The organism is Streptomyces sp. NPDC005728, from assembly GCF_040630895.1.
In the GTDB taxonomy this organism is placed as follows: Bacteria; Actinomycetota; Actinomycetes; order Streptomycetales; family Streptomycetaceae; genus Streptomyces.
The window spans coordinates 1-3,734 of sequence record NZ_JBEXYL010000238.1 but is presented as its reverse complement, the minus strand read 5'-3'; the positions used below and the strand labels follow the sequence as shown (position 1 = coordinate 3,734).

The window sequence follows — 3,734 nt, the reverse complement described above, 5'->3', positions numbered from 1 at the left end:
TACTTGGCAGCCGGGATGACGACCTCGATGCGTCCGCCGACGGACAGCACCGCTTCCGCGAACCAGGAGTCGGGACCGTCGGCGATGCACGAGACGCCGACCAGTTCGGCCGGGTCATGTGACTTGACCGCCTGGTCCAAGAGGCCGCGCACCTGCGCCTCAACCTCGCTGCTCAGTCCACGGTGCCCGGTGATCCCAACCCTCATGCCGTGGCCCTCCTCTACAGGTAGACGTCGTGTAGGCGCTCATCGAAGTCCCGCACCACCTTGGGCGGTGAGCTGGTGGTGAAGCTACGGCGCACGGAGCGGGCGCGTTCCACGATCCGGCCGGATCGGTACTGCAGGCCGGTGTCGAGTGCGGCGGAGGCGAGGGCGAAAGCGGCCTCTACCCATCCGCCGGCGAGATGTCCGGCGGCGATGTCGAGTACCAGCAGCGCGCGTTGTTTGGCGTGTCCGGTGGTCAGGGCCTCCACGTCTTCGGCGAGCACCCAGTCGGGCAGGCTGAGGCGTGCGCCGCAGGTGACCCGGGCGGCGGCCACCTTGTCGAGGGTGAAGGAGAACACCCACGGCCACGGCGGCGGTTCCTGCTCGGCCGCCAGGGCTTCAGCCCCAGTGCGGGATGAGGTCAGGGCCCGGTCGGCTCCGCGCCAATCTCCGGCCGCCGCATGCCCGAGGGCTTCGACGCTGGATAGCCATGCGTCGGCTACGGCCGGTCGCGTCTGGCCGAGGACCCGGCGGGCGCGGCGGGCGAGGTTGAGCGCCTGAACGCCGTTGCCGGCGTGTGCCTCGAACTGGGCGAGCGTGCCTGTCTGGTAGGCCGTCAGCAACGGGTTCCCGGCGGTGCGGGCGGCCTTGATCGCTCCGCCGTACCAGGATCGGGCGGACCCGTGGTCGCCCTTGTCCCACGCCAGCCATCCGGCGAAGGACGCGGCCTCGCTGCCGACGGCGGCGAACCGGGCCCGGTCCGTGTCGCTGGTCGCGCTGCGGGTGATGGTCTGGATCAGCCGGATGTGCCCGTCTACTGCGTCGGCGAGGTCCCGGGACGGGGTGGTGCCGTCAAACCTTCTGTAGGCGCTTGTGGTCAGGCGGAGTGCGGCGGCCTGTCCGCCGGTTGTGTCGTGCGTGTCTGGTGCGGCGGCCACGATGGGGGCGGCCATCGCGGCTACCGCGCCGCCGAGGAGAGTGCGTCGGTGCATTTCGTCGTCTCTCGCCTGCACCTGCGGCGAGCGCCCATCTGCGAGACCCACCAACACCGGCGGAACCTGAAGATGTGCAGCCGCGGCGGTCAGGACGTCCGTGCTGTACGAGGCTGGGCCGCGCTTCTCCAGACGAGAGACGGCGGACTGCGACAGGCCGAGAGCCTGCCCCAATGCCGCCTGTGTCATCTGCCGACCTTTGCGGGTCAGCTCGATGACGCGTCCGTAGTCCCCGGCCCGGGAGGCATCCCGGATCGGACCTGTCTGGAAGTCCACGACGTACCCCCACGCTACGAGCGGATGCGGCCCCGAGCGCTTACCCGTACCCGCTGAGTGCATCTCCGTATGCGCATGCCGCATGTGTGATGGTCCCACAGCGCAGGGTGATCGTTGACTGGGTGTCAGCCCAACCAGCCGCGCACCGAGGCTGGTTGGGGGCGGCCGTCCCTCGTTCCCCCGTGAGGGACGGCCGCCAGGCCCCCGACCTACGGCTGAGGCGAACGCGATGAGCAAACCGCACAGCACGACCCCCACCCTCCCGGGACTGGTGGACGCCCCCACCATCGACCGTGACCGGCTGACGGACCGGCAGCGCGCCGGCATGTCGTGCGCCTGGTGCGCGGGGACGGCATCGGACCGGTACCCGGTCGGCGACCTCCGGGCCTGCTCCTGCTGCGCTGGCCTGTACGGCGTGCCGGAGGTGACGCGATGAGGCAGCAAGCTGACGACAGGTTCGCTGCCCAGGTCGAGAAGTGGTCGCGAGCGGACTGGGACGAGTACGGCGACCGTATCGCCATCGGCGAGAGCAGCGTCGCCACCATCGACGCGATCAACCGGCGGCGTCGACGGGGCACCATCACCGCGGTGGCGGAGGCCGACCGGTGACCGCCCCCGTACGCCGCCCGGCGGCCGTGGGTGACCTCGTCCGGGACACCGCGCGTGGCTGTGAGGCGATGCTGACAGACGTACGCGAGGGAATCTCCAACCTCCGCTGCCGATACAGCGGCGGCCAGGTCAACCCGTGGCCCACAACATGGGCGGCCGTCGAACGGATCGCCCGGCGCGGTGAGTGGGAGGACCGGTGACCGCCCGCGCGACCGGCAGGCATCGCGGAGCGAGTGAGGGGGGCCGCACCGTCGGGCTCCTGCTCCTGACGGCCAATGTCGCCGGTCTCGCCCTGGCCGGGTTACAGGTCCAGCAGGCCCGCGCCGCTGCGCCGGTCGCTGTCGAGCAGCCAGACCACCCGCAGGCGGGACTCGACCGGCCCGACGTCCACACCGACCGGTGGGGCACTCGTCCGCCGGTCCCCTGAAGACTCCGGCGGCCGTGGTGTGCGTGACGGTCCCACGGCCGCCGGTTCCACGCTCCGCACCCGGCCGCGTCCTTCCTCCCACGCCCGGACGCCGGTCCGGGGCGGCTGAGACTCCCGCGCGGTGATGGCCAGGCAAGACCGGCCGCGCGGGACTGGGGCGGCGCCTCACTCCCGAGAGGAGCCGCCCCTCCAACCACCCCGCCCAGCACCGCTGACCGCCGAGGAGGCACCTTGAACGGCACCGCCTTACCGCAGCCCGCCGACCTGTTCGCGCTCAGTACCGGCCGCATAATCCGCGCTGCGGCCGACCTGTGGCCTAATGAGCCGCTGACGCTCGGCGATCACGTTCCTTCCGTGACTGGCTACGTCCGTCGCGCCCACGCAGGCGGCCGGGATCTGTTCGCGAAAAACTCGGTCCTTGGCCTGTCCCTCGTCTCCGTGCTGCGCGGTGTGGCCGGTGATTGGGGCTCGGTCCACGCGGCACAGGCCGCATACGCCACCTCTCCCGCCTCGCTCCTCGCGCGGGAGGCCGCACAGCTTCGCACGCTGGACGCGGCCGGGGTCCAGGTCGGCAGGTGCGCCGGTTACGCGGCTGGGGTGCTGTTCACCGAGCCCGTCACCGGCCCGACCCTCGCCGACCTGATCGCCAAAGACCCGGCCCGGACCGGCGACTTGCTCACCGCCGCCGTCACAGCCCTTCACGGGCTTCAGCACCCGCGCGTGGTGGCCCAGGTCGACGCCGCGCCGATCCCGGAGCGAAGTATCGACGGCACGTTCCGCCGGAAGTTCAACGGCGTATCCGGCCGCCTCTACGTCGAACGCCTCGGCCTTGACCGGCTCGACGAGCGGACCCGCCGCGGCGCCGCCGCCGTGCTCGGCGTCGTCGTGGCCCGGCTACTGAAACTGCGCCTCACCCCGCCGACCGGCCCCACCGTGATCGTGTACGGCGACTTGAAACCGGAACATGTCCTGTTCCCCGACGGGCCCACAGAGGCGCCGGTGTTCATCGACCCCGGCCTGGCCCGCGGGCCCGCGCACCACGATGCCGCAAAGCTCGTCTCACGCACGTTCCTCGCGCTGGTTGCCGCCCCGCACTTGGACGGCCCCGTGGCCACGGTGGTGGACGGGATTGCCGCGTTCGTGGCCGGGCAGATGCGTACCCTGCGTGGGCCGCTGCGCGTCCTGTGGCTGCGCCGTCTGATCGTGACGTGGCTGATGGATACGGTG

At 71.5% G+C, this 3,734-nt stretch carries 5 protein-coding genes and 2 pseudogenes; 4 read left to right on the top strand and 3 right to left on the bottom strand.

All coding sequences use genetic code 11. From position 1 onward, the window contains the following. The 3 genes and pseudogenes from ABZ471_RS48015 to ABZ471_RS48005 all read right to left on the bottom strand — a co-directional run. Positions 1-206: pseudogene (locus ABZ471_RS48015) on the bottom strand (hypothetical protein); the annotation flags it as partial. Positions 207-220: 14 nt separating this feature from the next. Further along, complete coding sequence (locus ABZ471_RS48010) at positions 221-1,195, bottom strand: DNA-binding protein (protein ID WP_359075466.1); 975 nt, start codon at positions 1,193-1,195, stop codon at positions 221-223. 60 nt (positions 1,196-1,255) lie between these two features. After that, positions 1,256-1,534, bottom strand: a pseudogene (locus ABZ471_RS48005) (helix-turn-helix transcriptional regulator); the annotation flags it as partial. A gap of 166 nt (positions 1,535-1,700) precedes the next feature. On the opposite strand from ABZ471_RS48005, the gene ABZ471_RS48000 reads away from it, so the two are divergent. From ABZ471_RS48000 to ABZ471_RS47985, 4 genes are all read left to right on the top strand, one after another. Beyond that, entirely contained in the window at positions 1,701-1,907 is a 207-nt protein-coding gene (locus ABZ471_RS48000; RefSeq protein ID WP_359075465.1) for a hypothetical protein, read from the top strand. After that, entirely contained in the window at positions 1,904-2,080 is a 177-nt protein-coding gene (locus ABZ471_RS47995) for a hypothetical protein (protein ID WP_359075464.1), read from the top strand. The genes ABZ471_RS48000 and ABZ471_RS47995 overlap by 4 nt, the downstream gene beginning before the upstream one ends. Next, positions 2,077-2,280 (top strand): hypothetical protein, encoded by a 204-nt coding sequence (locus ABZ471_RS47990; protein WP_359075463.1) that lies wholly within the window; start codon positions 2,077-2,079, stop codon positions 2,278-2,280. Before ABZ471_RS47995 ends, ABZ471_RS47990 begins: the two co-directional genes overlap by 4 nt. 458 nt (positions 2,281-2,738) lie before the next feature. Next, on the top strand, positions 2,739-3,734 hold a 996-nt coding region (locus tag ABZ471_RS47985), incomplete at its 3' end, for a phosphotransferase (protein WP_359075462.1).

Bases quoted from the DNA above. Each gene is read 5' to 3' on its own strand.
- ABZ471_RS48010 (WP_359075466.1), bottom strand. From the start codon at position 1,195: ATGCACCGACGCACTCTCCTCGGCGGCGCGGTAGCCGCGATGGCCGCC.
- ABZ471_RS48000 (WP_359075465.1), top strand. From the start codon at position 1,701: ATGAGCAAACCGCACAGCACGACCCCCACCCTCCCGGGACTGGTGGAC.
- ABZ471_RS47995 (WP_359075464.1), top strand. From the start codon at position 1,904: ATGAGGCAGCAAGCTGACGACAGGTTCGCTGCCCAGGTCGAGAAGTGG.